The organism is Bacillus sp. P4_D3, assembly GCF_056401855.1.
The window spans coordinates 1-900 of record NZ_JBFUIN010001046.1 but is presented as its reverse complement, the minus strand read 5'-3'; the positions used below and the strand labels follow the sequence as shown (position 1 = coordinate 900).

The 900-nt window shown below is 28.9% G+C and carries 1 protein-coding gene; it reads right to left on the bottom strand.

Features of this window, described 5'->3' with window-relative positions; genetic code table 11:
- Nucleotides 1–647: hypothetical protein (locus tag AC1DTM_RS29050; protein WP_477001551.1), on the bottom strand; the 647-nt coding region annotated here is incomplete at its 3' end.
- Nucleotides 648–900 lie beyond the last annotated feature (253 nt).

Below are 900 nucleotides of genomic sequence, written 5' to 3'. Positions count from 1 at the left end.
AATTTAACTAAATAATTTTGAACAACATCCATAACAATTTTATATTCTTCATCTTTAAATGTATCGAATAATAAATGATAATCATTATAAATATCTAATAACCCATCAATAATTTCTTGGCGATTCGTCTTTACACTTACTTTTTTCGAATTGTTAATTGACTTCAATTTTCCTAAATCCAATTTATTCATACCAGCTTTATCTTGTTTCATTTTCTTCAAAATTGCATTTGCCGTTTGTGCATTGGCAAGTAATGTTAAATCAGATTCATCAGCTTCTAACCATTCACCATCAGTAATTCGTGACAATTCATATATAGTATCTTCCCATGCATCATTTTTATATCTCCATACTTCTGTACGAAAACCAACAATACGAAAAACATCTTTATCATATCCAGTTACTTGCACGAGATCACCAAACGTAAAGTTATAATTTAATTCAATCCACTCTGTGTCGCCCTTTTTCATTTCTTGCTCTGTTACATGCTGTAAAGTTTGCTCAACGTAAAACCCATCGTGATTATTTACTTCGTATACGTAAACTCCATCTAAAATCTTCATATTTGTAATTTTTCCAACGGTTCCATATAGCGTAATCACGACTATGTCCCCTACGTTATATTTAGGTTGTTTTTTCCTTGCCATCTATATCTCTCCTTTTTTAAACGTCGTGATTTTGATAACAGTATATGCAACCTACATAAAAACGCTTATCACAGAAGCTTATATTCATAAATTTTTTCAATAAAAAAGTAGAATTTGTATATAACTCAAAAAAACTAGTATTTAAACTAGCTTTCACTTTTCATTTATGTTCTAACAGCAAGACGTATTGTAAATAAAAAAACATAATGAATACTTCACTTCTTTCAAAGTAATGTATTCATTATGTTTTCAT